23 protein-coding genes and 1 pseudogene are annotated in these 26468 nt (G+C 71.1%); 13 read left to right on the top strand and 11 right to left on the bottom strand.

What is annotated here, in order from left to right:
• Nucleotides 1-63 precede the first annotated feature (63 nt).
• Both ACWD3I_RS41455 and ACWD3I_RS41450 read left to right on the top strand, forming a co-directional pair.
• Nucleotides 64-1053, top strand: coding sequence for an acetylxylan esterase (locus ACWD3I_RS41455; RefSeq protein WP_365398918.1), 990 nt, complete (start codon nucleotides 64-66; stop codon nucleotides 1051-1053).
• A gap of 28 nt (nucleotides 1054-1081) precedes the next feature.
• On the top strand, nucleotides 1082-1567 hold the full coding sequence (locus tag ACWD3I_RS41450) for a hypothetical protein (RefSeq protein ID WP_365398920.1): 486 nt from the start codon (nucleotides 1082-1084) through the stop codon (nucleotides 1565-1567).
• A gap of 1 nt (nucleotide 1568) precedes the next feature.
• Here the strand turns inward: ACWD3I_RS41450 and ACWD3I_RS41445 are convergent, their stop codons facing one another.
• Nucleotides 1569-4793 carry a GH92 family glycosyl hydrolase gene (locus ACWD3I_RS41445; RefSeq protein WP_365398988.1) on the bottom strand — a complete coding sequence of 1075 codons (3225 nt, stop codon included), beginning with the start codon at nucleotides 4791-4793 and terminating at the stop codon, nucleotides 1569-1571.
• Nucleotides 4794-5125: 332 nt separating this feature from the next.
• Here ACWD3I_RS41445 and ACWD3I_RS41440 point away from each other — a divergent pair, with 332 nt between their 5' ends.
• Entirely contained in the window at nucleotides 5126-5716 is a 591-nt protein-coding gene (locus tag ACWD3I_RS41440; protein WP_365398923.1) for an HD domain-containing protein, read from the top strand.
• 7 nt (nucleotides 5717-5723) lie between these two features.
• Here ACWD3I_RS41440 and ACWD3I_RS41435 read toward each other — a convergent pair whose 3' ends face one another.
• Entirely contained in the window at nucleotides 5724-6467 is a 744-nt protein-coding gene (locus ACWD3I_RS41435) for a methyltransferase domain-containing protein (RefSeq protein WP_365398926.1), read from the bottom strand.
• 103 nt (nucleotides 6468-6570) lie between these two features.
• On the opposite strand from ACWD3I_RS41435, the gene ACWD3I_RS41430 reads away from it, so the two are divergent.
• Entirely contained in the window at nucleotides 6571-7326 is a 756-nt protein-coding gene (locus ACWD3I_RS41430; RefSeq protein ID WP_365398929.1) for a helix-turn-helix domain-containing protein, read from the top strand.
• Here ACWD3I_RS41430 and ACWD3I_RS41425 read toward each other — a convergent pair.
• The 5 genes from ACWD3I_RS41425 to acnA all read right to left on the bottom strand — a co-directional run bounded on the left by ACWD3I_RS41425 (nucleotide 7305) and on the right by acnA (nucleotide 14347).
• Complete coding sequence (locus ACWD3I_RS41425; RefSeq protein ID WP_365398932.1) at nucleotides 7305-7727, bottom strand: hypothetical protein; 423 nt, start codon at nucleotides 7725-7727, stop codon at nucleotides 7305-7307. The two genes, ACWD3I_RS41430 and ACWD3I_RS41425, sit on opposite strands and share 22 nt — an antisense overlap.
• Before the next feature lie 148 nt (nucleotides 7728-7875).
• On the bottom strand, nucleotides 7876-8958 hold the full coding sequence (locus tag ACWD3I_RS41420) for a lytic polysaccharide monooxygenase auxiliary activity family 9 protein (protein WP_451084324.1): 1083 nt from the start codon (nucleotides 8956-8958) through the stop codon (nucleotides 7876-7878).
• 302 nt (nucleotides 8959-9260) lie between these two features.
• Entirely contained in the window at nucleotides 9261-10757 is a 1497-nt protein-coding gene (locus ACWD3I_RS41415; protein WP_365398938.1) for a sensor histidine kinase, read from the bottom strand.
• Nucleotides 10754-11479, bottom strand: a complete 726-nt coding sequence (locus tag ACWD3I_RS41410; protein ID WP_365398941.1) for a response regulator transcription factor — start codon at nucleotides 11477-11479, stop codon at nucleotides 10754-10756. Before ACWD3I_RS41410 ends, ACWD3I_RS41415 begins: the two co-directional genes overlap by 4 nt.
• A gap of 153 nt (nucleotides 11480-11632) precedes the next feature.
• Complete coding sequence (acnA, locus tag ACWD3I_RS41405; protein WP_365398944.1) at nucleotides 11633-14347, bottom strand: aconitate hydratase AcnA; 2715 nt, start codon at nucleotides 14345-14347, stop codon at nucleotides 11633-11635.
• 295 nt (nucleotides 14348-14642) lie between these two features.
• On the opposite strand from acnA, the gene ACWD3I_RS41400 reads away from it, so the two are divergent.
• The 3 genes from ACWD3I_RS41400 (at nucleotide 14643) to ACWD3I_RS41390 (ending at nucleotide 17265) form a co-directional block, all read left to right on the top strand.
• Entirely contained in the window at nucleotides 14643-15422 is a 780-nt protein-coding gene (locus ACWD3I_RS41400) for a DUF6985 domain-containing protein (protein ID WP_365398947.1), read from the top strand.
• Between the two features lie 38 nt (nucleotides 15423-15460).
• Nucleotides 15461-15661 (top strand): DUF4236 domain-containing protein, encoded by a 201-nt coding sequence (locus tag ACWD3I_RS41395; protein WP_365398950.1) that lies wholly within the window; start codon nucleotides 15461-15463, stop codon nucleotides 15659-15661.
• 74 nt (nucleotides 15662-15735) lie between these two features.
• Nucleotides 15736-17265, top strand: coding sequence for a helix-turn-helix domain-containing protein (locus tag ACWD3I_RS41390; protein ID WP_365398953.1), 1530 nt, complete (start codon nucleotides 15736-15738; stop codon nucleotides 17263-17265).
• Between the two features lie 57 nt (nucleotides 17266-17322).
• On the opposite strand, the gene ACWD3I_RS41385 is transcribed toward ACWD3I_RS41390, so the two are convergent.
• Nucleotides 17323-19119, bottom strand: a complete 1797-nt coding sequence (locus ACWD3I_RS41385; RefSeq protein ID WP_365398956.1) for an FAD-binding dehydrogenase — start codon at nucleotides 19117-19119, stop codon at nucleotides 17323-17325.
• Nucleotides 19120-19339: 220 nt separating this feature from the next.
• Between ACWD3I_RS41385 and ACWD3I_RS41380 the strand changes: the two genes are divergently transcribed.
• Nucleotides 19340-20503, top strand: a complete 1164-nt coding sequence (locus ACWD3I_RS41380) for a helix-turn-helix domain-containing protein (RefSeq protein WP_365398959.1) — start codon at nucleotides 19340-19342, stop codon at nucleotides 20501-20503.
• On the opposite strand, the gene ACWD3I_RS41375 is transcribed toward ACWD3I_RS41380, so the two are convergent.
• Nucleotides 20484-20900: a DUF6299 family protein gene (locus tag ACWD3I_RS41375; protein ID WP_365398962.1), complete on the bottom strand. Its 417-nt coding sequence runs from the start codon at nucleotides 20898-20900 to the stop codon at nucleotides 20484-20486. The genes ACWD3I_RS41380 and ACWD3I_RS41375 overlap by 20 nt on opposite strands.
• Before the next feature lie 238 nt (nucleotides 20901-21138).
• Here ACWD3I_RS41375 and ACWD3I_RS41370 point away from each other — a divergent pair, with 238 nt between their 5' ends.
• The gene (locus ACWD3I_RS41370) at nucleotides 21139-21321 is read left to right on the top strand and encodes a DUF5999 family protein (RefSeq protein ID WP_365398965.1); all 183 of its coding nucleotides are present in this window, start codon (nucleotides 21139-21141) and stop codon (nucleotides 21319-21321) included.
• A gap of 10 nt (nucleotides 21322-21331) precedes the next feature.
• On the opposite strand, the gene ACWD3I_RS41365 is transcribed toward ACWD3I_RS41370, so the two are convergent.
• Together ACWD3I_RS41365 and ACWD3I_RS41360 are read right to left on the bottom strand one after the other, a co-directional pair.
• Complete coding sequence (locus ACWD3I_RS41365; protein WP_365398968.1) at nucleotides 21332-21730, bottom strand: RidA family protein; 399 nt, start codon at nucleotides 21728-21730, stop codon at nucleotides 21332-21334.
• On the bottom strand, nucleotides 21727-23037 hold the full coding sequence (locus tag ACWD3I_RS41360; RefSeq protein WP_365398971.1) for an acyl-CoA dehydrogenase family protein: 1311 nt from the start codon (nucleotides 23035-23037) through the stop codon (nucleotides 21727-21729). The genes ACWD3I_RS41365 and ACWD3I_RS41360 overlap by 4 nt, the downstream gene beginning before the upstream one ends.
• Before the next feature lie 221 nt (nucleotides 23038-23258).
• Here ACWD3I_RS41360 and ACWD3I_RS41355 point away from each other — a divergent pair, with 221 nt between their 5' ends.
• From ACWD3I_RS41355 to ACWD3I_RS41340, 4 genes and pseudogenes are all read left to right on the top strand, one after another.
• Nucleotides 23259-24851 (top strand): AMP-binding protein, encoded by a 1593-nt coding sequence (locus tag ACWD3I_RS41355; protein ID WP_365398974.1) that lies wholly within the window; start codon nucleotides 23259-23261, stop codon nucleotides 24849-24851.
• Nucleotides 24852-24866: 15 nt separating this feature from the next.
• On the top strand, nucleotides 24867-25679 hold the full coding sequence (locus ACWD3I_RS41350) for a PaaX family transcriptional regulator (RefSeq protein WP_365398976.1): 813 nt from the start codon (nucleotides 24867-24869) through the stop codon (nucleotides 25677-25679).
• 115 nt (nucleotides 25680-25794) lie between these two features.
• On the top strand, nucleotides 25795-26346 hold the full coding sequence (cysC, locus tag ACWD3I_RS41345; RefSeq protein ID WP_365398979.1) for an adenylyl-sulfate kinase: 552 nt from the start codon (nucleotides 25795-25797) through the stop codon (nucleotides 26344-26346).
• Nucleotides 26343-26468: pseudogene (locus ACWD3I_RS41340) on the top strand (sulfate adenylyltransferase subunit CysD); the annotation flags it as partial. The gene cysC and the pseudogene ACWD3I_RS41340, both read left to right, overlap by 4 nt.

Below are 26468 nucleotides of genomic sequence, written 5' to 3'. Positions count from 1 at the left end.
GGAAAACCGGCACATTGATCTCCGCAAGTTTCCCTCTGTCGTCCGACTCCTGCGAGGTGCCCCGTGCCCGCGTTCGACCTGCCGCTGACGGAACTGGTGCACCACCGCCCGCTCCCCGAAGAGCCCGCCGACTTCGACGAGTTCTGGCACGAGACCCTCAAAGAGGCGGCGCAGCCCGAGGTGTTGGTGTCGGTCCGGCCGGTGGAGACCGGACTGCGTCTGACGCAGACCTGGGACGTGACCTTCCGGGGCTTCGCGGGCGACCCGGTGAGCGCCTGGTTCAGCAGACCGGCGGGTGTGTCCCAACCTCTGCCCGCAGTGGTCGAGTTCGCCGGTTACGGCCGTGGCCGCGGCCTCCCCCACGAGCGCCTGACCTGGGTGAACGCCGGATACGCCCATCTGCTGATGGACAACCGCGGCCAGGGCGACCAGTACGGCAACGGCGGCCACACCCCCGACCCGCACGCACAGACGCCCGGCGGCCCGGGCCCGGCGGTACGCGGTCTGCTCGCCCCGCACGACTACCACTACCGGCGCCTCATCACGGACGCGGTACGCGCGGTCGCGGCCGTCCGTGAGCTGCCCGGGGTGGACGCCGGCCGCGTCGCGGCCGCCGGCAACAGCCAGGGCGGCGGCCTCGCACTGGCCGTCGCGGGACTCGTCCCGGACCTGGCGGCCGCGCTCGTGACCGCGCCCTTCCTGTGCGGCATCCGCCGCGCCCTTGATCTCACCGACGCGAGCCCGTACGGCGAGATCACCGCGTACCTCTCCGTCCACCGCGGCTCCGAGCGGGCCGCCCACCGCACGCTCGCCCACATGGAGGGCATCTCCTTCGCCCGCCGCGCCCACGCCCCGGCCCACTTCGGGGTGGGCCTGCGCGACACGGTCTGCCCGCCGAGCGGGGCGTACGCCGCATTCAACCGCTACGCCGAGTTGTCCGGCGCCGGCCCGCGCACCGAGATCCACGCCTATCCGTACAACGGGCACGAGGGCGGGGACGCGGTGCAGGTGCGCCGGCAACTGGACTGGCTGCACCGGACGTGGGAGGGCTGACGGAGGGCTGACGTCCTACGATGCGCGGGTGGAGAAGACAGTGACCCCGGGCCCCGACCACCGCGTGGGCGACATTCTGCGCGTGACCTGCCCGTGGGCCCCCGCGAAGGTGGCCGGGGTCGCGGGCGGTCATGCCTTCATCGTCTGGCCGTGGGCCGAGATCGACCCGGACTCGCGGTACCGGTGGGACGGCCGGACGGCCATGCCGACCGACCCGGACTCCCTCGAGTGGTGGCAGGGCGTGTTCCACACGGAGCCGAAGCCCTGGGAACTGTCGGCCGGGGACACCTGCCTCGTCGGCGTGCCCGAGACCCTGATCCGGGTCCTCGACATCCAGAGCCACGACCCGCCGGCGGACCGGGGATGGCTGCCCCGGCCGCGCACCACGCTGGTCGTGGCCCACGTCGATCAGCCGGACGGGACGTGGGCCGAGGAGGAGGGCCAGGGCTTCGTCATCGATCCGAACTCGTCCGAGCCCCTCGCCTTCGAGCTCGTCTCCCGCGCCGACCCGTAGGTCAGCCGACGGCGAGGGTGAACACGTGCAGCCGCGGATCGTCCGGCAGCCGCACACTCGCGATGCGTTTCCCCGCGGGCGCGGTGAACGGCTCGGTGGCGAAGACGTACGTGGCGACCGGGTCCCGTCCGGCTCCCGCGATGTTCCGGTACGCGGCCTCGGCGACGACCTCGTTGCCGTACTGGACACCGCCGCCGCCCCCGCCCCGCGTCCAGTCGGTGAAGGAGAGGTCGGTCGGGTCGGTGGTGCCGTCGGTGTAGGTGACGGTGGCCTTGGACTGCCGGTTGCCGAAGACCGCGCCGCCGATGAAGGACAACTGGCTCACTGGCTCGTCCAGTTGCAGGGTCTGCCCCGCGGCCGAGGCATTGTCCGGCCGCCCGCTCGGTGAGTCCGGCCAGGTGAAGGCCAGAGCGCCGACCGTGCCCCGCTCACCCGGCGTCAGTCCCGCCGCGGCCAGCGCCTGACGGGAGTAGCTCCAGCCGCCGCCGTCGAAGTCGGCCTCGGTGTGGTCGCCGGAGTCGTCCGAGACGCCGCTGCCGTTGTAGGCGGCGAGGAGGGTGCCGGGCGCGGCGACGGTCAGGGCCACGGGTTGGACGTAGGAGGTCACGGCGACCTTCACGTCGTAGAAGCCCTGCGCGATGTCCTTGTCGGCCGTCAGCACGATCTCCCGTGTCCCCTCGACGCCCCTGCCCTCGGCGGGAGTCGCGGTGATGCCCTCGGGCGTCTCCACGCGGAAGCGCACCTCGCCCCCGCTCATCGGCAGGGCTTTGATGCCGACCTTCGTGCTGCCGCCCGGGGCGAGCGTCGCCGTGGTCGGGCCGACACCGATCTGGTACGGCTGCTCGCCCTCACGGAAGGACGGCGGGGCGTCCTCGGAGGCGGTGCCCCAGGCCCGGTCCGGGGTGCCGGAGAGCGTGTACTCCAGCCGGCCGCCGTCCCGCACGAAGGCGGCCGGGAGCCAAGGGCGGTTGCTCGCGAGGCCGTTGACCTCCAGGGAGTGGATGTACGGCGAGTCGGCGGCGGCGCCCTCCGCACTGACGGAGATGTCGTTGCCGCCCGGCCGGTCGATCTCGATCCGCGGGAACAGCGGTGAGGCGAGGACGAGTTCGGCCCGCGAGGGGATCTGTGGATACATACCGAGCGCCGAGAAGACGTACCAGGCCGACATCGCGCCGAGGTCGTCGTTGCCGGGGATGCCGCCCGGCTGCGTCGACCAGAGCCGCCGCATCGCGGCGCGGACGGTCTCCTGCGTCTTGTACGGGGCGCCCGCGTAGGCGTACAGGTAGGGGACGTTGATCGACGGCTCGTTGTCCAGCTCGGACTTCTCCCCGCCGCTGCCGGTCAGGGCCCAACCGCCCTCCTCGTCACGGAAGAAGCCGTCGAGCCGCGCCACCGCCTCGCTCCTGCCGCCCATCGCGGCGAAGAGCCCGGCCGGATTGTGCGGGACCATCCACGTGTACTGCGCCGCCGTACCCTCGACGAATCCCCTGCCCGTGCCCGGGGTGAAGCCGGTGACCCAGCTGCCGTCGGCGTTGCGGTCGGCGATGTAGCCGCCGCCGGGGTCGGCCGCCAGGTTGAAGCTGTTCTGCCACCACTGGGAACGCCCGGCGAAGTCGGCCGCCATGCCCTTCTCCCCTGCCGCGGCGGCCAGTCGGGAGAGCGCGAAGTCGGCGCCGGACATCTCCAGCGTCTCGGCCGCCCCGCCCCAGGCGTTGGAGACGGACGGCATGTAGTGGCGCTCCAAGTACGTGTCCAGGGACGGTCGTTGACCGACGGACAGCACCGGCCGCCCGGCGGACGACAGGTCCTGCCCGGTCGGCACGGTCGCCGCCTTCACCAGCGAGGCGAGCGCACCACGCACATCGAAGTCCGTGCCGCCGAAGGCGTGGATACCGGCCAGGGCGATGGGCGACGGGTCCCCGTTCATGACATGGGTGCCGCTCGCGCCGTGCAGCCAGCGGTCCCAGATGCCGCCGTTCTGCCCGGCCAGTTCGAACAGGGACTGGGCGATGTCGGAGCCGGTGTCCGGCTCCAGCAGGGTGAGCAGCTGCACCTGGTCGCGGTAGACGTCCCAGCCGGAGAAGGTTCCGTACTGGGCACCCCGAGCGGTGGTGTGCACCTCGCCGTCGGCGCCGCGGTATCGGCCGTCGACGTCACTGATGACGTTCGGGTGGAGGAGGGAGTGGTAGAGCGCGGTGTAGAAGGTGGTGCGCTCGGCGTCCGTGCCGCCGCCGACCCGGATCGCGTCCAGCCGGTCGCGCCAGGCACGGCGGGCGGCCTTCCGTACGTCGTCGAAGGTGCGGTACGCCGGGTTCTCCGCCGCCAGATTCGCCTCGGCGCCCTCGCGACCGACGTAGGAGATGCCGACCTTGACGTTCACCGGTCCGGCGCCGGGTGCGAACTCGACGTAGCCGCCCGCGCCCCTGCCCGCGACGGGCCGTCCTTCGTCCGCGAAACCGCCGGTGCCGCCGGACGCCTTCCGGGACCCGGGAGCGAGGCGGTCGTCCTCCCAGGTGCCCGTCGCCTTGAAGGCGCGGTCGAAGCGGGCGGTGAAGTGGAGGGTGTAGTAGGCGCGCCGGCCTTCGGGGTCGAGGTGACCGCAGAAGTTCCCGGAGGTGACGGACCCGGAGACCGTGCGGCCGGCCGGGTCGATCTCGATCCGCGAATCGGTCGAGCCCACCTCGGAGTTGGCGGTGCGGATCAGCAGCGAGGCCGGCTTGCCGTCCGGGTAGGTGAAGCGGGCCGAGCCGGTGCGGGTGGTGGCGGTCAGGTCGGCCGTGACGCCGGACACCAGGGCGACCTCGTAGTGGCCGGGCTCGGCGGTCTCGTCGGCGTGGCCGAAGTCGGCGGCGTACACCGCGTCCTTGGTGTCGCTCGCGGGCGAGGTGGTGACCTCACCGGCGTACGGGAAGAACGGGATGTCGCCGCTGCCGCCCGCACAGCCCGTGCCGGACATGTGGGTGAGGCTGAAGCCCCGGATGCGGGTGGCGTCGTGGTGGTAGCCGCCGGGCGCTGCCGTGCGGGTGGCGTCGCCCCGGGTGTTCTCGGGACTCCAGGAGAGCATGCCGAAGGGGGTGACGGCGCCGGGGAAGACGTTGCCGCCGTTCCTGGTGCCGATGAGCGGGTCGACGTACGGGGTGGGGTCGTCGACGAGTCCGGGCGGCGCGGCGGGGGCGGTGGGGGTCACGCCGGCGAGTGTGAGGGCGGCGGCGAGGATCAGGGACATCACGTGCGCCAGCCGTACCACGGGGCCGGTGGGCGGGGGTTCTGCCACGCGGAGACACCACCCGGTCGGGGCAACTCCAACTCGCTTGACTTCGCCTTCCGTTGACACGGTAGAGTGAGGTTTAGACCACTAGACAACGTTGTCGGGCGATGCACCGACGCGGCATCGCGCACCACAACGTCGCCACAGACCGACCGACACCCGGGCAGGGACTCCCCCCGTTCGCCTGCCCGGCCCGCGGACCCGGTGGGGGTACCCACCGGGTCCGCACAGGCCATCTGACGGCTGTGGTTCGGGCACCGGAAGCAGGCCTCCGCGCCTACCCTGTCCGCGTGACTCGCACCGACCTCCTCCTTCGCGCCCTCGAAGAGCCTGGCGACCCGCCGCTGCGTCCGCTGCCGGACCGGGCGGCGGAACTGCTGCGGGAACTCGACGCGCCACCGCGCCTGGCCGCCCATCTGCGGGCGGTGCACGACGTGGCGTACGAGCTCGTCGCGTGGGTGTCGCAGCGGCACCCGGGGCTTCCGCTCGACCGTGACGCCGTGCTGTTCGGCGCGGCCACGCACGACGTCGGCAAGACGGCCCACACCGCCGAACTCTCCGGCCCGGGCTCGGCCCACGAGGACGCCGGCCGCGAGCTGCTCCTCTCCCACGGCACAGCCCCCCACCTGGCCCGCTTCGCCGCCACCCACGCCACCTGGACCCTGCCGGACCTCGGCATCGAGGATCTGCTGGTGAGCCTCGCCGACAAGATCTGGAAGAACAAGCGGGTACCGGAGCTGGAGGACCTGGTCGTCAGGGAGCTGGCCGCGGTGAGCGGGCGGACGGTGTGGGAGGAGTTCCTGGACCTCGACGACCTGCTGACGTCCGTGGGTGAGGGGGCGGACGCACGGCTGGCGTTCCAGGGGGCGTATCCGGTGTGAGTCGGGGTCAGCGGTCGGCCACCAGCAACCGGTAGCCCACGTCGAAGGAGTCGCGCGTCAGCAGTTCGGCATGGCGGGTGTGCCAGCGGCCGGTGGCCAGGTCGTCCGCGAGACGGGCCAGTCCGGGCGCGATGGCGTCCTCGGCGGGCTGGGACAGCAGGGAGACGCCCGCGCGCACCTGGGCGTCGAGGTAGGCGTGGGGGCGGCGCCAGTACGCGGCGGCGAAGCCGTCCGTGCAGTCGTGGGGGACGGGGACCGGTTCCACACGTGCCCCACCCAGGAGTTCGGCCAGCCGATCGGTCGGGACGGCGCGATTGTCGTCGAACGCGGCCGCCTCCGGCAGGTACTCCCTCACCAGCCAGAACCGCTCGCGGAACACACGCTGGTCCCAGGTCAGCACGACGACACGACGGCGGGCGACCCGGCGCAGCTCCGCGATTCCGGCCGCCGGGTCGGTCCAGTGGTGGAGCGTGAGCAGTGCCATGACCGCGTCGGCGGCGGCGTCCCGCACGGGCAGGTGCTCGGCGACCGCCTGCACGGCGGGCGCGGATCCCGGTGGGCGCTGGGCGAGCATGACCGCGCTGGGCTCGACCGCGAGCACGGTCCGGGCCGGTTCGTACGACCCGGTGCCCGCTCCCACGTTGATCACGTCCGTGATGTTCCCGAGGGCGGCGTGGATCCGCGCGGCGATCCGCGGATCGGGCCGCCGGGTACGGGCGTAGGTCGTGCCGAGCGTGTCGTAGGTCGCCATGCCGGCCATCCTTCCCGCGACTCCCCGCGATTCCCCGTGCGCGATCGCCGCCATTCCCCGCGAGGAATGGCCCGCGACCCGCTCTCCCCGTTACAACAGGCCCGTGGACTTCCCCAGTGCGCTTCGTGAACGCCGTACCCACCGTCATCTGAGCCAGCTCGACCTGGCGCTGCGGGCGGGCACCACCCAGCGGCATCTCAGCTTCATCGAGTCCGGCCGGTCCGTGCCCGGGCGGAAGATGGTCGTACGTCTGGCCGAGTCGCTGGAACTGCCGCTCAGGGAGCGCAACGAGCTTCTCCTGGCCGCCGGTTACGCGCCCGTCTACCCGGAGAGCTCCCTCGAGGACCCGGTGCTCGCGCCCGCGCGTACGGCGATCGAGCACATCCTGCGCGGGCATCTGCCGTATCCGGCGCTGGTCGTGGACGGTGGCGGTGGGCTGATCGCCGCGAACAGCGCGTTCGACGTGATCACCGAGGGGGCGGCCACCGAGCTGGTGGGGCCGGGGCGCAACGTGTACCGCCTCGCGCTGCATCCCGACGGCGTGGCGCCGCGCATCCTCAACCTCGCGGAGTGGGCCCGCCACATCCTCGTACGCCTCGACCACCAGCCCGAGCTGCGGGCCGAGCTGGCCGCGTACGTCCCCGAACTGGAGGCTTCCGCTGGGCTGTTGGGGTTCGCGGTGCCGCTGCGTCTGCGGTCCTCGTACGGTGAGCTGAGCCTGATGACGACGGTGACCACCTTCGCCACCGCCGTCGATGTGACACTGGCGGAGCTGAAGCTGGAGGCGTTCCTGCCGGCCGACCCGGCGACGGCGGAGGCTCTCGCTGCGGCTGCCGGTCAGGCTCCGGGGAACATGTAGTCGGCCTTGATCCGGCCGTCGTCGTCGAGTACGAGGACCTCCAGGCCCCCGCCCAGCACGTCGCCGGTCTCGGCGGACACCGCCTCCCAGCCGAACTTGACCAGTCCGTGCAGACGTACCGCGTCGGCGCGGGACCGGAAGGTGTACCCCTTCTGCGCGACGAACTCCTCGTAGCTGCGCGTCACCCGGGTCTCGATGGCGTCGTACCCCCGGGCCTCCAGGGTGACGCGGTCGAAGCCGAGGCCCGCCGCGATCTCCCGTATCTCCACGGGTGGTTGAAGGATGTGCGTGCCGTCCTCGGCCCACAGCCGCTCGATGGCCGCGCGGCGTTCGGTGGCGTCCGGGACGTTCCACTGGGCGATGTAGGCGCGGGCCAGGTCCCGCGGGTCGATCTCGGTCATGTACGTCTCCTTGGCAGTCGCGCAGGTCGCGCGGGTCGCTTCGACCAGATCCTGCGGTGTGCCGCGGAGACCGACAATTCCCCGCGGGGAATGGGCCGGTGCGCGGACCCGGCGGGCAGCGGCTCCCGCCCGCCGGTGCCGCTTCGGCTCAACCCACCCGACAGGGAAGGGTCGTTGCCGTGTCGCCGGCGCCGCCTTGGACGACGTAGCCGAACGAGGCGCTCGCGCCTGGAGCGAGGGATCCGTTCCAGTTGGCGTTGTGGACCATCACGTCCTGGCCGCTGTACGTCGCGTTGCCGTTCCAGAGGCTGTTCACCTTCTGGCCGCCCGGCAGCGTCCAGTCGACCATCCAGCCCAGCATCGGGACGTCGCCGGAGTTGGTGACGGTCACCTCGGACTGGTAGCCGCCGGACCAACTGCCGGTCGTCCTACGGGTCGCGGTGCAGGTGCCCGGCACCGGCTCGCTCGGGTTGCCCGGCTCGTGGATGCCGGTGACCTCGCCGTTGCCGCCGTCGAAGACGACGTCGGAGCAGGAGTAGAAGGTCTCCGCGCTGTCCGAGCGCTGCCAGACCATGTAGATGATGTGGCGGCCCGACTTGTTCGCCGGTAGCTGCCCGGACCATGAGTAGTTGGCCTCGACCGTGCCCGGGCTGCCGTTGAGCGGCGGGTGGTCGACGGAGAGGAAGGGCCGGTCCTCCATGTCGTCCCAGGTGAGGGTCTGGGTCGCGTCGAAGCCGTCCTTGGTGACGTAGACGTAGAACCAACCCGGGTGCGCGGCCCAGGCGTTGTAGGAGAAGTCGACGGTCGCGCCCGAGGTGAGATGGGTCAACGGCCAGTCGCTGCGGGCGGCGTTGAAGCCGGTGAAGTTGGTGTTGCCGCCGCTGCACAGTTCGCCGTCCGGCACGAAGCCGCGGGTGCGCCCCGCGCCGTCCGAGCGCAGTACGGAGAACCAGTTGTAGAACGGCGTGGTGCCGCTGACCGCCTGTGCGTTCTTGCAGGCGGGGTTGATCGGTTTGATCTCACCTGTGTCGGTGAGTCCGTCCTGCCAGCACAGGAAGGTGCGGCTGGCGGGCTTCATCGGGGTGCCGTGGGCCTCCGCCTCACCGCCGGTCGACATCACCAGCGTGACGGCCGGGATCGTGGCGAGCAGGGAGACCAGGACGAGGAAGAGGGCTCTGGCGCGGGTGGGGAGGGCTAATCGGCGACCTGGGGACGCCGCTGACTTTGTCATGATCATGACAGTCCAGTCCGTTCCTTGAGGTACGGGCCGTGCGGATGCGTGTGTGCGGATGAGCGGGGTGGGGGGATTCCCTGGGGGCAGGTTCCGGTCCGCCATATGGGAGCGCTCCCACCCCGCCTGTTGCGGAAGTTAGCGCGAACGGGGGCGGCTGTAAACGGGTGGCGCGCGAGAGGTGGCCGTCAAGGGCAGGAGAAGACCTGGATGTTCACGCGGTTACCGGCTGGACGTCTTCGAGACTGAGGGAACCGGCCCCGACGGGGGCTCCGGGTCAACCGGATCGTCTCACCGTCGGCTCAAGTACGCATGCCCCTTGGCGAGTTGGCGTCGCACAACGCGCCGCTCACGGTGTCGGCGAGCGGCAGCTCCAGGGTGAATTCCGTACGGCGGGGCTCGCTCCGCACCTCGATGTGCCCGCCGTGCGCCGCCGTGATCGCGGCGACGATGGCGAGGCCCAGCCCGGATCCGCCCTCCAGGCCTCCGGCGCGGGTGCGGGAGACATCCGCGCGGGTGAAGCGTTCGAAGACCGTCGGGACGAGGGCGGGCGGGATGCCGGGGCCGTCGTCACGGACGCGTACGACGCAGGTGGCGCCCCGTGTCTCCACGGTGGCCACGACGCTGGTTCCCGCGGGGGTGTGCAGACGCGCGTTGGCCAGCAGATTGGCGATCACCTGGTGGAGCCGGGACTCGTCGCCGACGACCAGTGCCGGTGCGTCGAGGCACAGTTCCAGCTGCCAGTCGTGGTCGCCGCCCGCGGCCCGCGCGTCCCAGACCGCCTCGGCGACCAGGGCGGCCATGTCGACCTCGTCCGACTGCAGGGGGCGGCCCTCGTCCAGCCGGGCCAGCAGAAGCAGATCCTCCACCAGGCCCGTCATCCGCGCCGACTCGGCGGAGACCCGGCGCCAGGCCAGTACCGGTTCGATCCGGTCCGTGCCGCGGTTCATCAGTTCCGCGTAGCCCGCGATGGAGGCCAGCGGCGTACGCAACTCATGGCTCGCGTCGGAGAGGAAGCGGCGCATGCGTTCCTCGGTGCGCTGGCGTTCCGACAGCGAGGACTCCACGTGGTCGATCATCCGGTTCAGCGCGGCACCCACCTGGCCCGCCTCGCTGCCGGGGTCGGTGTCCCCGGCCGGGACCCGGGTGAGGGCGGTGACCTCGCCGCGGTCCAGGGGCGCGCGGGAGACCTCGACCGCGGTGGCGGCGACCCGGCCGAGAGGACGCAGCTGGCGACGGATCACCACGGCGCAGACGCAGCCCGCCACGGCGAGGCCCGCCGCCGCCACGACCACCTCGACCGCGACCAGGCCGTTGATCATCTGCTGGACGTCGTCCATGGGGAGACCGACGAGGACCCGCACCCCGTCGCTGTCGACCGCGGTGATCCGGTAGGTCCCGAGGCCCGACACCGTGACGGTGTGCGTCGAGCCGTCCGTCGCGATGCCGTCGAGGGCGGTGCGCTGGCTGTCGGTCAGGGCCGTCGGCGCGGCATCCTGGCCGACCACCTCGGCGGTGAGGAGGCCACCGTCGTCGTCGAGGCGGGCGGCGAGCATGCCGGCCGGGTGGCCGCTCTCCATGAGGAAGGCGAGGCTGCTCTCCTGCTCGGGGTGGAGCCGGGCGCCGCCGAGGCTGCGCTGGGCGGCGTTGTCGACGCGGTCGTCCAAGTTGCCCAGCAGATAGGTGCGTTGGACGAAGACCGTGGTCAGCGCCATCGCCGCGCAGACGACGGCCAGGGTGACGCCGATGAAGACGAGCAGGCGGGTGCGCAGGGAGCGCAGGCGTCGGCGGGCGGTCATCTGCCGTCCTCCACCGGGCGGATGGCGTAGCCGAGGCCGCGCACGGTGTGGATCATCGGCGCCCGGCCCTTGTCTATCTTCCGGCGGAGGTTGGAGATGTAGACCTCGACGAGGTTGCCGCCGCCGTCGAAGCCGGTGCTCCAGACGTGGTCGAGGATCTGCGCCTTGCTGAGGACCTGACGCGGGTGGCCCAGCATCAGGCTGAGCAGGTCGAACTCCTTGGCGGTGAGCCGGACCGGCGTCCCGGCGCGGTGCACCTCGCGGGTCTCCTCGGTCAGCACGAGGTCGCCGAGGACGAGTACGGACTCGTCGGCGCGGGCGTGTTCGGCCCCGGCCCGGCGCAGCAGTCCGCGCAGCCGCAGCACGACCTCCTCCAGGGAGAAGGGCTTGGTGACGTAGTCGTCGGCGCCCGCCTCCAGGCCGTCGAGCCGGTGCTCCAGGGCGTCGCGGGCGGTGAGCATGAGGACGGGCAGCCTCGGGTTCTCGTAGCGCAGCCGGCGCAGCACCTGGAGGCCGTCCAGGTCGGGCAGCATCCCGTCGAGGACGACGACGTGCGGGGCGCAGCCGCGCGCGGTCCTCAGCGCGCTCTGTCCGTCCAGCGCCGGATAGGCGCGCCAGCCCGCCTCCTCGACGGCCACGGAGAGCACGTCGGTGAGCGCGGGCTCGTCGTCGACGATGAGCACGCGGACGCGGCCGTTTCGGTACCCAGCGCTGCCAGTCATGTCCCGATTCTGTCCCTGTGGGCTGGGGGAATCCTGTGTTCAGCCTGAGGGTGGGTGATGACCTGGACGTCCGTGCGCGAGTACGGCGAAGGGCCGCACCCCCGTCACCGGGGATGCGGCCCTCGACGGCCTTCGGCCGGCCTGCCGGTCCGCTTACTTGCGGATCAGCGAGCGCAGCACGTACTGCATGATGCCGCCGTTGCGGTAGTAGTCGGCCTCACCGGGGGTGTCGATGCGGACGACCGCGTCGAACTCGACGCCCGTGTCGGTGGTGACCTTGACCGTGCGCGGCGTGGTGCCGTTGTTGAGCTCCTCGACGCCGGTGAAAGAGAAGGTCTCCTCGCCGGTCAGGCCGAGGGTCTCGGCGTTCTGGCCCTCCGGGTACTGGAGCGGCAGGACGCCCATGCCGATGAGGTTCGAGCGGTGGATGCGCTCGTACGACTCGGTGATGACGGCCTTGACGCCGAGGAGCGCGGTGCCCTTGGCGGCCCAGTCTCGGGACGAGCCGGAGCCGTACTCCTTGCCGCCCAGGATGACCAGCGGGGTGCCCTGCTCGATGTAGTTGCGCGAGGCGTCGTAGATGAACGACACCGGACCGTCGGCCTGGGTGAAGTCGCGGGTGTAGCCGCCCTCGGTGCCCGGCGCGAGCTGGTTGCGCAGGCGGATGTTGGCGAACGTGCCGCGGATCATGACCTCGTGGTTGCCTCGGCGGGAGCCGTAGGAGTTGAAGTCACGACGCTCCACACCGTGCTCGGTGAGGTACTTGCCGGCCGGGGTGTCGGCCTTGATGGCACCGGCCGGGGAGATGTGGTCGGTGGTGACCGAGTCGCCCAGCTTGGCCAGGACTCGGGCGCCCGTGATGTCGGAGACCGGGGTGGTCTCCATCGTCATGCCCTCGAAGTAAGGGGGCTTGCGGACGTACGTCGACTGCGGGTCCCACTCGAAGGTGTTGCCGGTCGGGATCGACAGCGCCTGCCACTGGGCGTCGCCCGCGAAGACGTCCTGGTAGGACTTGTTGAACATGTCCTCGCCGATGGCGTTCGCCACGACGTCGTTGACCTCGGCCTCGGTCGGCCAGATGTCGGTCAGGTAGACCGGCTTGCCCTCCTGGTCCACACCGAGCGCGTCACGCGTGATGTCCACCTTCATGGAACCCGCGAGGGCGTACGCGACGACCAGCGGCGGGGAGGCCAGGTAGTTCATCTTCACGTCGGGGTTGATACGGCCCTCGAAGTTCCGGTTGCCGGAGAGGACCGAGGTGACCGCGAGGTCGTGGTCGTTGACGGCCTTGGAGACCTCCTCCGGCAGCGGGCCGGAGTTGCCGATGCAGGTGGTGCAGCCGTAGCCGACGAGGTTGAAGCCGACCTTGTCGAGGTAGGGGGTGAGCCCCGCCTTGTCGAAGTAGTCGGTGACGACCTTCGAGCCCGGGGCGAGCGTGGTCTTGACCCACGGCTTGCGGGTCAGGCCCTTCTCCACGGCCTTCTTCGCGACGAGCGCGGCGGCGACCATGACGTACGGGTTCGAGGTGTTGGTGCAGGAGGTGATGGCCGCGACCGTCACCGCGCCGTGGTCGATCTCGTAGGTCGAGCCGTCGGGGGCGGTCACGGTGACCGGGTTGGACGGGACGCCGTTGGAGACGGCCGGGGCGTCGGAGGCCGGGAAGGACTCCTTGCCCGCCTCGGAGTCGTCCGCGACGTAGTTGCGCACGTCCTGGGCGAACTGCTGGGAGGCGTTCGCGAGGACGATACGGTCCTGCGGACGCTTCGGGCCAGCGATCGACGGGACGACCGTCGACAGGTCCAGCTCCAGCTTCTCGGAGAAGTCGGGCTCGGCCTGCGGGTCCAGCCAGAGACCCTGCTCCTTGGCGTACGCCTCGACGAGCGCGAGCTGCTGGGCGTCACGGCCGGTCAGCTTCAGGTACTTGATGGTCTCGCCGTCGATCGGGAAGATCGCGGCGGTGGAGCCGAACTCCGGCGACATGTTGCCGATGGTGGCGCGGTTCGCGAGGGAGGTCGCGGCGACGCCCTCGCCGTAGAACTCGACGAACTTGCCGACGACACCGTGCTTGCGGAGCATCTCGGTGATCGTGAGCACGAGGTCGGTGGCGGTGGTGCCGGGGGTGAGCTCACCGGTCAGCTTGAAGCCGACGACGCGCGGGATGAGCATCGAGACCGGCTGGCCGAGCATCGCGGCCTCGGCCTCGATACCGCCGACGCCCCAGCCCAGCACACCGAGGCCGTTGACCATCGTGGTGTGCGAGTCGGTGCCGACGAGGGTGTCGGGGTAGGCCTGGCCGTTGCGCACCATGACCGTACGAGCGAGGTGCTCGATGTTGACCTGGTGGACGATGCCGGTGCCCGGGGGGACGACCTTGAAGTCGTCGAAGGCGGTCTGGCCCCAGCGCAGGAACTGGTAGCGCTCCTTGTTGCGGCCGTACTCCAGGTCGACGTTCTGCTTGAAGGCGTCGTTGGTGCCGAACTTGTCGGCGATGACGGAGTGGTCGATGACCATCTCGGCCGGGGAGAGCGGGTTGACCTTCGCCGGGTCGCCGCCGAGCGCCTTCACGGCCTCACGCATGGTGGCGAGGTCCACGACACAGGGCACGCCGGTGAAGTCCTGCATGATCACGCGGGCGGGCGTGAACTGGATCTCCTGCGACGGCTGGGCCTGGGAGTCCCAGTTGCCGAGGGCGCGGATGTGGTCGGCGGTGATGTTCGCGCCGTCCTCGGTACGGAGCAGGTTCTCGAGCAGAACCTTGAGGCTGTACGGAAGGCGAGCCGAGCCTTCCACCTGGTCCAGCCGGAAGATCTCGTACGACTCGTCGCCCACGCTCAGCGTGGCACGGGCGTCGAAGCTGTTCGCCGACACGACAGTCTCCTTCATTGATGTGCGCGTACTCACCACGATCCTGCCGCCACGGCAACTTGGCCGATCCGCTAAGGTAAGGCTAAGTTAGGTAACCCTTACCGCCGGACTGACGATGCGGGCGGCTGCGGTGCGCCTGGGCAGATATCTCGATGTCGAGATAACTCTAGTACACGGGCGCGGGATGGTCATGCCCCGCCTCCGTTTGTGATGTCCCCCACGGCTAGGCTCACTCGGTGATTATCTGGCCGAACGCGAACTTCGGCGCGGGCAGGGCCCTCACGATCGCCGGCGCCGCATGATCGGGCCCGGCTTCTCGTGGGACGAGGACGCATACGCCTGGACGGCACACATCGCCCTGCCGCCGGACACCTGGGCCGCCCCACCCGGGCCCCTCCCCCTGCGCTACGCCCCCGAGGGCCGGGAGGACCACCCCTTGGACGACGCCGAGCTCGCGTCGGCGACCCGGGCGGCCGAGCATCTCCCCGCCCTGCTGACCGCCGCCCGGCGGACGGTCCACGCCCATGCCGTCCGCACGCTGGAGCCGCAGGACCTGGCGGCCGCCTCCGCACTCGACGACGGCATACGCGTCCACGCCGTGTACGTCCACCAGGTCGCCCGCGACCGCGTCCCCTACGTGGGCGTCGAGTTCTCGTGCCCATGGGACGAGGAGCACGGCCTGGGGGTGCTTCTGCACGGCACCCGCGTCGTCGGCATCGGCGGCGCGGACACCGCGTTCCTCCTCTGGATCGCCGAACGGGACGCCACGAATCCCCGCACCGGCCTGGACGAAGCGCTCCTCGGGCACTGGGACAGCTCCCCCTTCGAGTACGGCGTGATGGAGTCGTCCGAGTTCGAGCTGCGCGCCGACGGGACGGGGTGGAGCCTGCTGGCCAACCTCGCCGGGGAGTACGTCACCCGGCTCTCCTGGCGCTGCCCGGAGGCAGGGGTGCTGGAGTTGCGGGACGAGGACGGTCTCGTGTCACGGCACCCGTACGCCGTCGCCACCCCGCCGGTGACGTCGGTCACCTTCGAAGAACCCGTCGAGTTCGGCCATCAGTACGCCAAGTCGGGGTAACCGACAGGTACGTTCCGCGACTCAGACGGGAGCCACAGATGCCCCTCACGTTCCGCAAGAGTTTCCGGATCCTTCCCGGCGTACGGCTGAACATCAACCGGCGCTCCTGGTCCATCACCACCGGCGGCGGCAAGCACGGGCCGAAGCACACCCGCAGCAGCACAGGACGTCGTACGACATCGGTTGATTTGCCCGGACCTTTCGGGTGGCGCCGCACCCGTAGCGCCAGGCGGCATTGACGCACCATCAGATCCATCACCCGTACGGCCCCCCTCGGGATGCGGCATCTCATATCTGAGATAGCCTCACCCCCATGGCAGACGATTACCTCGTACGCATCGGCAAGCTCATCCGTGACGCCCGGCAACACCGGGGCTGGACACAGTCGCAGCTGGCAGAAGCTCTCGGTACCAGTCAGAGCGCTGTGAACCGCATCGAGCGTGGCAACCAGAACATCAGCCTTGAGATGATCGCTCGAATCGGTGAAGCCCTGGAGAGCGAGATCGTCTCCCTGGGCTACGCGGGCCCGATGCATCTGCGGGTCGTCGGCGGCCGCCGGCTCTCCGGCGCCATCGACGTCAAGACGAGCAAGAACGCGTGCGTGGCACTGCTGTGCGCCTCGCTGCTCAACAAGGGGCGCACGGTGCTGCGTCGCGTCGCCCGTATCGAGGAGGTCTACCGCCTTCTGGAGGTGCTCAACTCCATCGGGGTGCGCACCCGCTGGATCAACGAGGGCGTCGACCTGGAGATCGTGCCGCCGGCCGAGCTGGACATGGGTGCCATCGACGCGGACGCGGCCCGCCGCACCCGCTCGATCATCATGTTCCTCGGTCCGCTGCTGCACCGCATGGACAGCTTCAAGCTGCCGTACGCCGGTGGCTGCGACCTCGGTACGAGGACCATCGAGCCGCACATGATCGCGCTGCGCCGGTTCGGGCTGGACATCGCCGCCACCGAGGGCCTGTACCACGCACAGGTGGACCACTCGATCTCCCCCGACCGCCCGATCGTGCTGACCGAGCGCGGCGACACCGTGACCGAGAACGCGCTGCTGGCCGCCGCCCGCCACGACGGCGTCACCGTCATCCGCAACGCGTCCTCCAACTACATGGTCCAGGACCTCTGCTTCTTCCTGGAGGCGCTCGGCGTCAAGGTCGAGGGCATCGGCACCACCACACTCACCGTGCACGGCATGCCGACCATCGACGTCGACGTGGACTACTCCCCCTCCGAGGACCCGGTCGAGGCGATGAGCCTGCTGGCCGCGGCGGTCGTGACGGAGTCGGAGCTGACGGTGCGCCGGGTGCCGATCGAGTTCCTGGAGATCGAGCTGGCGGTCCTGGAGGAGATGGGCCTCGACCACGACCGTACGCCGGAGTACGTCGCGGACAACGGCCGTACGCGCCTGGTGGACCTCACCGTCCGCCCCTCCAAGCTGGAGGCGCCGATCGACAAGATCCACCCGATGCCGTTCCCGGGTCTGAACATCGACAACGTCCCGTTCTTCGCGGCCATCGCGGCCTCCGCGCAGGGCAAGACGCTGATCCACGACTGGGTCTACGACAACCGCGCGATCTATCTCACCGACCTCAACCGCCTCGGTGGCCGCCTCCAGTTGCTGGATCCGCACCGCGTCCTGGTCGAGGGCCCGACCCGCTGGCGTGCCGCCGAGATGATGTGCCCGCCGGCCCTGCGACCCGCCGTGGTCGTGCTGCTGGCGATGATGGCGGCGGAGGGCACCTCCGTGCTGCGCAACGTGTACGTCATCAACCGCGGTTACGAGGACCTCGCCGAGCGCCTCAACTCGGTCGGCGCGCAGATCGAGATCTTCCGCGACATCTGAGCCCGACGGCATCACGGAACGGCCCCCGCGCGCGGGGGCCGTTCTCGCGTCCGGGTCTCAGAGCGCCGCGGCCGCCGCCTTCCCCGCCTGCCTGCCCGAGAACAGGCAGCCGCCGAGGAAGGTGCCCTCCAGGGAGCGGTAGCCGTGGACTCCGCCGCCGCCGAAACCGGCGACCTCCCCGGCCGCGTACAGGCCCGGTATGGGGTTACCGGACTGGTGGAGGACGCGGCCGGAGAGGTCGGTCTGAAGGCCCCCGAGGGTCTTGCGGGTGAGGATGTTGAGGCGTACGGCGATCAGCGGACCGGCGCCCGAATCCGTGATCTTGTGGATCGCCGCCGTACGACTCAGCGTGTCCCCGGGGTAGTTGAGGGCGTTGCGGATACCCATGACCTGGGCGTCCTTGGTGTACGGGTTGTCGATCTCGCGGTCCCGGGCGTCGATCTGGCGCTTGAGGTCGGCGAGGTCGATCAGGTTGTCGCCGGTCAGCTTGTTCATGCCCGCGACGAGTGCGGTCAGGTTGTCCGCGACGACGAAGTCGGCCCCGTTCTTCTTGAACCGCTCGATCGGTTCCGGGGTCTGCCAGATGCGTGACAGCAGCATCCAGATGTCCTTGTTGGTCAGGTCGGGGTTCTGCTCCGAGCCCGACAGCGCGAACTCCTTCGCGATGATCTTCTGTGTGGTGACGAACCACGAGTAGTCGTAACCGGTGTCGGTGATCGACTTGAGGGTGTGGAGGGTGTCGTAGCCCGGGATGTCGGGGCTGGAGAACCGCTTGCCGGTGGCGTCGAACCACATCGAGGACGGGCCCGGCAGGATGCGGATGCCGTGCTTCGGCCAGATCGGGTCGTAGTTCTGCAGACCCTCGGTGTAGTGCCACATGCGGTCGGGGTTGACGATGCGGCCGCCGGCCTGCTCGGTGATGGCCAGCATCCGGCCGTCCACGTGCGCGGGCACACCGGTGATCATCGACTTGGGGGGCGTGCCCATCCGGGCGGGCCAGTTCGCGCGTACGAGATCGTGGTTGGCGCCGATGCCGCCCGAGGTGACGATCACGACCGGGGCGCGCAGCTCGAACTCACCGACCACCGTGCGGGAACTGGACTTTCCGCGGGCGGCGCTGCTCGGCTCCAGGATCGCGCCGCGGACGCCGGTGACGGCACCGCCGGTGGTCACCAACCCGTCCACCCGGTGGCGGAACTTGAAGGTCACCTTGCCGTCGGAGACCGCCGCGCGGACCTTCTTCTCGAAGGGCTCCACCACCGCGGGCCCGGTACCCCAGGTGACATGGAAGCGGGGCACCGAGTTGCCGTGGCCGTCCGCGAGACCGCCGCCGCGCTCGGCCCAGCCGACGATCGGGAACCACTGCATACCGAGGCCGGCGAGCCAGGAGCGCTTCTCGCCGGACGCGAAGTCCACATACGCCTCGGCCCACTTGTACGCCCAGTGGTCCTGCCCGGCCGGGTCGGAGATGCCCCGGTCGAAGCCGGCCGTGCCCAGCCAGTCCTGCCAGGCCAGGTCGTGGGAGTCCTTGACGCCCATCAGACGCTGCTCGGCGGAGTCCACGAGGAACAGTCCGCCGAAGGACCAGAACGCCTGGCCACCGAGGCTCGCCTCCGGCTCCTGGTCGAGGAGGAGCACCTTGTGTCCCGCGGCGGCGAGTTCGGCCGTGGCGACGAGCCCCGCGAGACCGTGACCGACGACGATCGCGTCCGCGTCCTGCGACTCGGCGGCGGAGGCCGGCATGGCCCCGGTGAGGTAGGCACCGGCGAGGACGCCGCCGGCGACGGTGAGGGCACGACGGCGGGAGAAGGTGGCGGGGCCGTCGCCGTTCGCCGGGTTCTCGGTGGTCTCCATGGGCGGCCTTCCGGATAGCGGCACTGCGGGTGCGGGAGGGGACGCGGGGGAAAGGTGAGGGGTGTTGATGCGAGAGAGGTGCTGTTACCTTCGGTAGCCCACAAGGTAAACAGCTCGCCAAGACAGTGCGGTAGTCGCCGGACGTCAACGCCGACGCCGCTTCGTTGTGGCCCGGAGACAGAGCTCGGCGCAGCGCTCGCAGCGAAGCGGGGAGGGGCCCATGACCGTCGTCCACGAACCCGAGCCGGTCATCGAGGTCCTGCGTGCCATGGCCGTCGACACGGATGTCTGCGGCGAGTTGGTCCGCGCGGCCCGCGCCCGCTCCCCCGAACTGGCCCGGCTCACCGAGGCCGAGACCCGCTCGCACGTCACCGCGCTGATCCGCGCGGCCGGCGCCTGGTTCACCACGTTCGACCAGGTGGAGGCCCTGGCCGACCAGGACTTCGCCGCCGCGCTGCTCCTCGGCGCCGACCGCGCCGTCCAGGGTGTCCCGATGACCGCCGTACTGCGCGGAGTACAGGCAGCACTGACGCGCGCGGTCGAGATCACCCTGGAGCGCTGCCGGTCGGCGGGCGTCTCCGACGCCGTACTGCTGTCCGTGGTGCTGCGGATGAAGGAGTACGGCGACACGGTCGAGCGGCATGTCGTGGGCGGCTACCGGGCCGCCGAGCAGGAGCCGCCGCGCGAGACCGGCGCCCTGCGCACCCGGCTGCTGGGCCAGCTGCTGCTCGGCGGACTGGTGCCGCCCGCCGGGGAGCTGGCGCGGGCGGGACTGCGCCCGAACGCCGAGGGCCGGTACCACTGCCTCGCCGCCGACCCCGCGGACCCGCACGCGCTGCCCGCCCTGCGCGCGGCGACGGCGGTCGTGGAGGGGCACCTGGCCGGGCTGTGTCCGAGGCCGCCGCAGCCGGCGGAGATCGGTCCGGGCGCCCTGGTGGTGGTCGCACCGGCCGCTCCCCCGCCCGAGCTGCGCGCGCTGTACCGGCTGTGCGTGCGCGCGCTGGACATCGGCCGGCGGCAGGGCCGGGAGGGCCTGTACGACCTCACGGACTTCGCCGCCGAGATCGCCCTGGCGGAGCAGCCGCTGCTGGGGGCGTATCTGAGCCGCGAGCTGCTCGGCGCCCTCAACCCTTCCGACGACTTCCACCGCCAACTGGCGCTCACCGCGCTGACGTACCTGGACAACGGCCGCCGTCTCGACCAGACGGCCGCGGCCCTGTTCACCCACCCCAACACCGTCCGCTACCGGCTCGGCAGGCTCCGGGAGATCACCGCCGGATCACTGAACGAGCCGCTCGCGGACGGCGGTTCGGGGCCGCTGCACACGCTTCACTGGCGGTGGGCGCTCACCACCTGGCTGGAGGTCAGCCCTCGGTCAGCGTGACGTCCTGCTGCCGGGACGCGTGGAAGCGGGGCAGGGGCAGGCCGCCCTGGGGGGCGAGTTCCATGACGGTGGCCTCGACCTGGGCCGCGCCCGGCTCGAGCGCTCCGGGCGAGGGCTTGCCCGTGTTCTCCCAGCGGCGCTCGACGCCGTCGCAGACCGCCTGGGTGCCGCCGATGCCGTGGCGGACGGACGGGGACTTCTGTCCCACGGAGGAGCTCACGAAGACCGGGCCCGAGTTGCCGAGACAGCGGTAGGTGCCGGAGAGAGTGACCGTGCCGTCGGCGGCGATGCTGCCGGCCGGGTCGACGGTGACCGTCTCGTAGGGGTCGGCGGTGGCGGTGGGGGCCGTGGCCAGGAGGAGCAGCGCGGCGAGGACGAGGGCGGGGCGTACGGGCATGGGGGTGCCTTCCGAATGAGCGGAACAGGATCCCCCACTCGTACCGGTCGGGCGCCCCGACGGGCGTGATCGTCACTCCTTCGGTGGCGAGTCCGCAGCGGTCTTCGTGGATCGGTCCTGGTGTTGTCCGCGTGTTGTCACGGTTGGCGTCCGGCCGTTCCGATGAGTTCTCGGTGGGAGCATGGTCTATCCATAGGGACGGCCCCGTACGGATCGTCCTCCGACGTGGAGGTGCGTCATGTGTTCCCACCAGCCTTCGTGCCCTTCCTCCGACACCGCCGCGTCGCACATCGTGGCCGCCCATCCCGAGCAGGGGTGGAGCCTGTTGTGCGACGGGGCGATCGTCTTCGACGACACCGGTGAGCTGCGGCCGGACGGGAGTGCCGTGGGGCCGGTCGAGCGACTGGCCATGGCGGCCTGATCCCCGGGATCTAGGGCAGGACCGCGAAGCCGTCCAGTTCCACCAGCGCCTCCTCGTCCCACAGGCGTACGACCTGGACGACGGCCATCGCGGGGAAGTTCCGGCCCGCCAACCTCCGCCAGATACCCCCGAGTTCAGCGGCTCGGGTGCGGTAGTCGGCGACATCCGTGGCGTAGACGGTGACGCGGGCGAGGTCGGCGGGGGTGCCGCCGGCCGCTGTCAACGCTCCCAGCAGATTGGTGAGCGCCCTCTCGAACTGCTCCACGAGCCCCGCCCCCACGACTTTCCCGTCGGTGTCGAGGGCGGTCTGGCCGGCCAGGAAGACCACGCGGGTGCCGGTGGCGACGACGGCGTGGGAGAAGCCGGCCGGTGGGGAGAGGTGGGGCGGGTTCACGCGCTCGGTGCTCACCTGGGTGCCTCCGTCTCCGCATACAACTCCTTGGCGATGATGCCGCGTTGGACCTCGCTCGCCCCCTCGTAGATGCGTGGGGCGCGTACCTCGCGATAGAGGTGTTCGAGGAGGTGGCCGCGTTGCAGGGCGCGGGCGCCGTGCAGTTGGACGGCGGCGTCGACGACGTACTGCGCGGTCTCGGTGGCGAGCAGCTTCGCCATCGCGGCGCGCTTGGGGACGTCGGGGGCGCCCTCGTCGTACGCCGTCGCCGCCGCGTACACCATGAGGCGGGCCGCGTCGGTGCGCAGGGCGAGCTCGGCGACCCGGTGGGCGACCGTCTGGAGGTCCTTCAACTTGCCGCCGAAAGCGTCCCGTTGCGCGGTGTGGGCGAGGGTCGCGTCCAGGGCCGCCTGGGCCATGCCGACCGCGAAGGCGCCGACGCTGGGGCGGAACAGGTTGAGGGTGCCCATCGCCACCCGGAAGCCGCGGTCGGGCTCGCCGAGGACGTCGTCGGCGGTGACGGGCACGTCGTCGAAGCCGAGGGCGCCGATGGGGTGCGGGGAGAGCATGTCGAGTGCGGTGCCGGTGAGTCCGGGACGATCTGCGGGGACGAGAAAGGCGGTCACACCACGTGCTCCGGCACCGGGGGTGGTGCGGGCGAAGACGGTGTAGAAGTCGGCCTCGGGCGCGTTGGAGATCCAGCACTTCTCACCGCTGAGACGCCAGCGGGAGGAACCGTCGGGCTCGGCGCCGAGCACTCCGCCTTCCGGCTCGACACCGACAGGCGCCTCGACGCCGGGGACATCCGCGCGCGGGCCGCCTACGGAAACCTCCGCGCGCGATTCACCACGGGAAGCATCTGCCCGCCGCCCTCCGTCACCGGGAGCGCCCGCGTCCGGCCCGTCGCCAGGCGCCCCGGCCCGCTCCGCTCGCAGCGCCAGTGCCGCCGCGTCAGACCCGGCCCCCGGCTCGCTCAGCGCGAACGCGGCCACTGCGCGGCCCTCGCTCACCGCGGGGAGCCAGCGCTCCCGCTGCGCCGGTGTCCCGTACGCGTGGACGGGACAGGCACCCAGTCCCTGGAGCGCGAGCGCGGTCTCCGCCTCGGTGCAGGCATAGGCGAGGGACTCCCGCATCAGGCACAGATCGAGCGCGCCGGAGGTGAACAGCCTTCGCAGCAGGCCCAGTTGACCGAGTTCGGCGACCAGCGGCCGGTTCACGCGTCCCGGCTCGCCCTTCTCCGCCAGCGGGCGCAGCCGCTCCGCGGCCATGGCACGCAGCTCCGCACACCAGGCGGTTTGTACCGGATCGAGCGAGAATGCGGGCATTGCCGGTCCCCTCTCACCACTGGGCCTTCGACGATATCGCGTCCCATTGACTGTCGTCACCAAGACGATACGCTCGTTGCGCTAGGGCCTGTCCGGCGGACCAGCCCGGCCGCGATGAACAGTGCGCACCAGACCCCGCGACGCCGGCATGGCCCGCCGGACAGGCCCTAGGCCCACTCACCACGCCCACAAGGCAGCCATCAGGCAGGGGGCGAACCGCCATGAACCTCTCGGCGCACGTCGACACCTTCGCGCGCGACCATCTCCCGCCCCCGGACCAGTGGCCCGAACTCCGTTTCGATCTGCCGGAGCTGCGGTACCCCGATCGGCTGAACTGTGCCGCCGAGCTGCTGACCGGCCCGCCCGACGACAACCCGGTGTTCCACACCCCCACCGAGGAGACCTGGACGTACGGCACCCTGCGCGCCCGCGTCGACCGGCTCGCGCATCTGCTCACCGGGGATCTCGGCGTCGTACCCGGCAATCGCGTGCTCCTGCGCGGACCGACCTCACCCTGGCTCGCGGCCTGCTGGCTGGCGGTCCTGAAGGCGGGCGCGGTCGCGGTGACGGTGCTGGCGCAGCAGCGGCCGCACGAGCTGGCCACGATGTGCGAGATCGCGCAGGTCAGGCACGCACTGTGCGACATCCGGGCGGTCGACGACCTCGCGAAGGCCGAGATACCGGGGCTCAGGATCACGGCCTACGGCGGTGACGCGCCCGACGACCTGCTGAACCGGACGGCGCCGGACACGCCGTACCCCGCCGTGGAGACCGCCGCCGACGACGTGGCGCTGATCGCCTTCACCTCCGGCACCACCGGGCGCCCCAAGGGGTGCATGCACTTCCACCGGGACGTGCTCGCGATAGCCGACACCTTCTCGCGGCATGTGTTGCGCCCACGGTCGGACGACGTCTTCGCCGGCAGTCCCCCGCTCGGGTTCACCTTCGGCCTCGGCGGGCTCGTCGTCTTCCCTCTGCGAGCCGGCGCCAGCGCGCTCCTGCTCGAACAGGCCGGTCCCAAGCAGCTGTTGCCCGCGATCGCCGAACACCGGGTCTCGGTCGTGTTCACCGCGCCGACCGCCTACCGCGCCATGCTCGACGAGCTGGACGCGTACGACATCGCCTCCCTGCGCCGTTGTGTCTCCGCAGGCGAGAACCTTCCCGCGGCCACCTGGCGGGCCTGGCACGAGCGGACCGGGCTGCGGATCATCAACGGCATCGGCGCGACCGAACTGCTGCACATCTTCATCTCGGCCGCCGACGAGCACATCAGGCCGGGGACCACCGGGGTGCCGGTACCGGGCTGGCACGCGCGCGTGGTCGACGAGGACGGCCGGGACAGGCCCGACGGGGAGCCCGGGCTGCTCGCCGTGCGCGGTCCCGTCGGCTGCCGCTATCTCGCCGATCCGCGGCAGCGCGAGTACGTGCGCGGCGGCTGGAACATCACCGGGGACACCTACGTCCGTGAGGGCGACGGCTACTTCCGCTATGTCGCCCGCGCGGACGACATGATCATCTCGGCCGGGTACAACATCGCGGGCCCCGAGGTCGAGGACGCGCTGCTGCGCCACCCCGACGTCGTGGAGACCGCGGTCGTGGGGCGGGCGGACGAGGCGCGGGGGCAGGTCGTGGTGGCGTATGCCGTGGTCAAGGAGGGCGCCGAGCGGGACGCCGAGGCGCTGCGCGGGTTCGTGAAGACGGAGTTGGCGCCCTACAAATGCCCGCGCGAGATCGTCTTCCTGGACGCGCTGCCCCGCACGGCGACCGGCAAGCTCCAGAGGTTCAGGTTGCGCACCGAGGGTGACCAGCAGTGATGCCGAAGACCTAAGATGATCAACGTGTCCGACCAGCATGCACCACGGTCTCTCATCGTCACGCTCTACGGCGCCTACGGCCGCTTCGTGCCCGGCCCGGTACCGGTCGCCGAGCTCATCCGGCTGCTCGCGGCGGTCGGCGTGGACGCCCCCTCGGTACGTTCGTCGGTCTCCAGACTCAAACGGCGCGGGCTGCTCGTGCCGGCCCGTACGGCGCAGGGCGCGGCCGGGTACGGACTGTCGCCGGACGCCCGCCAGTTGATGGAGGACGGCGACCGGCGCATCTACGCCGTCGAGCCGCCCGAGGACGAGGGCTGGGTGCTCGCCGTGTTCTCCGTGCCGGAGTCCGAGCGGCAGAAGCGGCACGTGCTGCGCTCACGACTGGCGGGCCTCGGCTTCGGCACCGCGGCACCGGGCGTCTGGATCGCGCCCGCGCGGCTGTACGAGGAGGCCCGGCACGTGCTCCAGCGGCTCCGCCTCGACCCGTACGTCGACTTCTTCCGCGGCGAGCACCTCGGCTTCGCCCCGACCGTCGAGTCCGTGGCCCGCTGGTGGGATCTCGCGGCGATCGCCAAGGAGCACGAGGACTTCCTCGACCGCCACGCGCGCGTGCTGCGGGACTGGGAGCAGCGCGAGGACACACCGCCCGAGGAGGCGTACCGCGACTATCTCCTCGCCCTGGACTCCTGGCGCCACCTCCCCTACGCCGATCCCGGCCTGCCCGCCCGGCTGCTCCCGGAGGACTGGCCGGGCAGCCGCTCGGCGGCGGTGTTCCGGGGGCTGCACCGGCGGCTCCGGGACGCGGGGGCCGGCTTCGCCGGTCTGTGACCTCACGCACAACACAGGTAGCTAAGGGAACCCTCAGGTTCCTCTGCCCCTCTTCTCAAGTTTCTTACCTAGGGTCCCTCAGGTCGCCCGAAGGTAAGGAAGAGGACTGTTGCGCATGACCACCACGGCAAGGGTGCAGGGAGCCACGGTCTGGCTCACCGGGCTGCCGAGCGCGGGCAAGACGACCATCGCCCGTCACCTCGGTGAGCGGCTGAAGGCCGAGGGACACCGGGTGGAGGTCCTCGACGGCGACGAGATACGCCGCTTCCTCTCCGCGGGCCTGGGCTTCTCCCGCGAGGACCGCAACACGAACGTGCAGCGCATCGGGCTGGTCTCCGAGGTTCTCGCCCGCAACGGCGTGCTGTCCGTCGTCCCCGTCATCGCGCCCTACGCCGACAGCCGCGAGGCCGTCCGCAAGCGGCACGAGGCGAGCGGGACGCCGTACATCGAGGTGCATGTCGCCACCCCGGTCGAGGTGTGCAGCGAGCGGGACGTCAAGGGCCTGTACGCCAGGCAGGCCGCGGGCGAGCTGTCCGGGCTGACCGGCATCGACGACCCGTACGAGCCGCCGGTGGACGCGGCGCTGGTGCTGGAGACGCAGGCGCAGACCCCGCAGGAGTCGGCGGCCGCGGTCTACGCGGTGCTGGCGGAGCGGGGGCTGGTGTGAGCACCGTGACCACCGGGAGGAACTTCACCCTCTCCCACCTGGACGCTCTCGAATCCGAGGCCGTGCACATCTTCCGCGAGGTGGCGGGCGAGTTCGAGCGGCCGGTGATCCTCTTCTCCGGC

The sequence above is a fragment of the Streptomyces sp. NPDC002817 genome, from assembly GCF_053592055.1.
The sequence above is the reverse complement of the archived record's forward strand: the minus strand, read 5'-3'. Positions and strand labels throughout refer to the sequence as shown.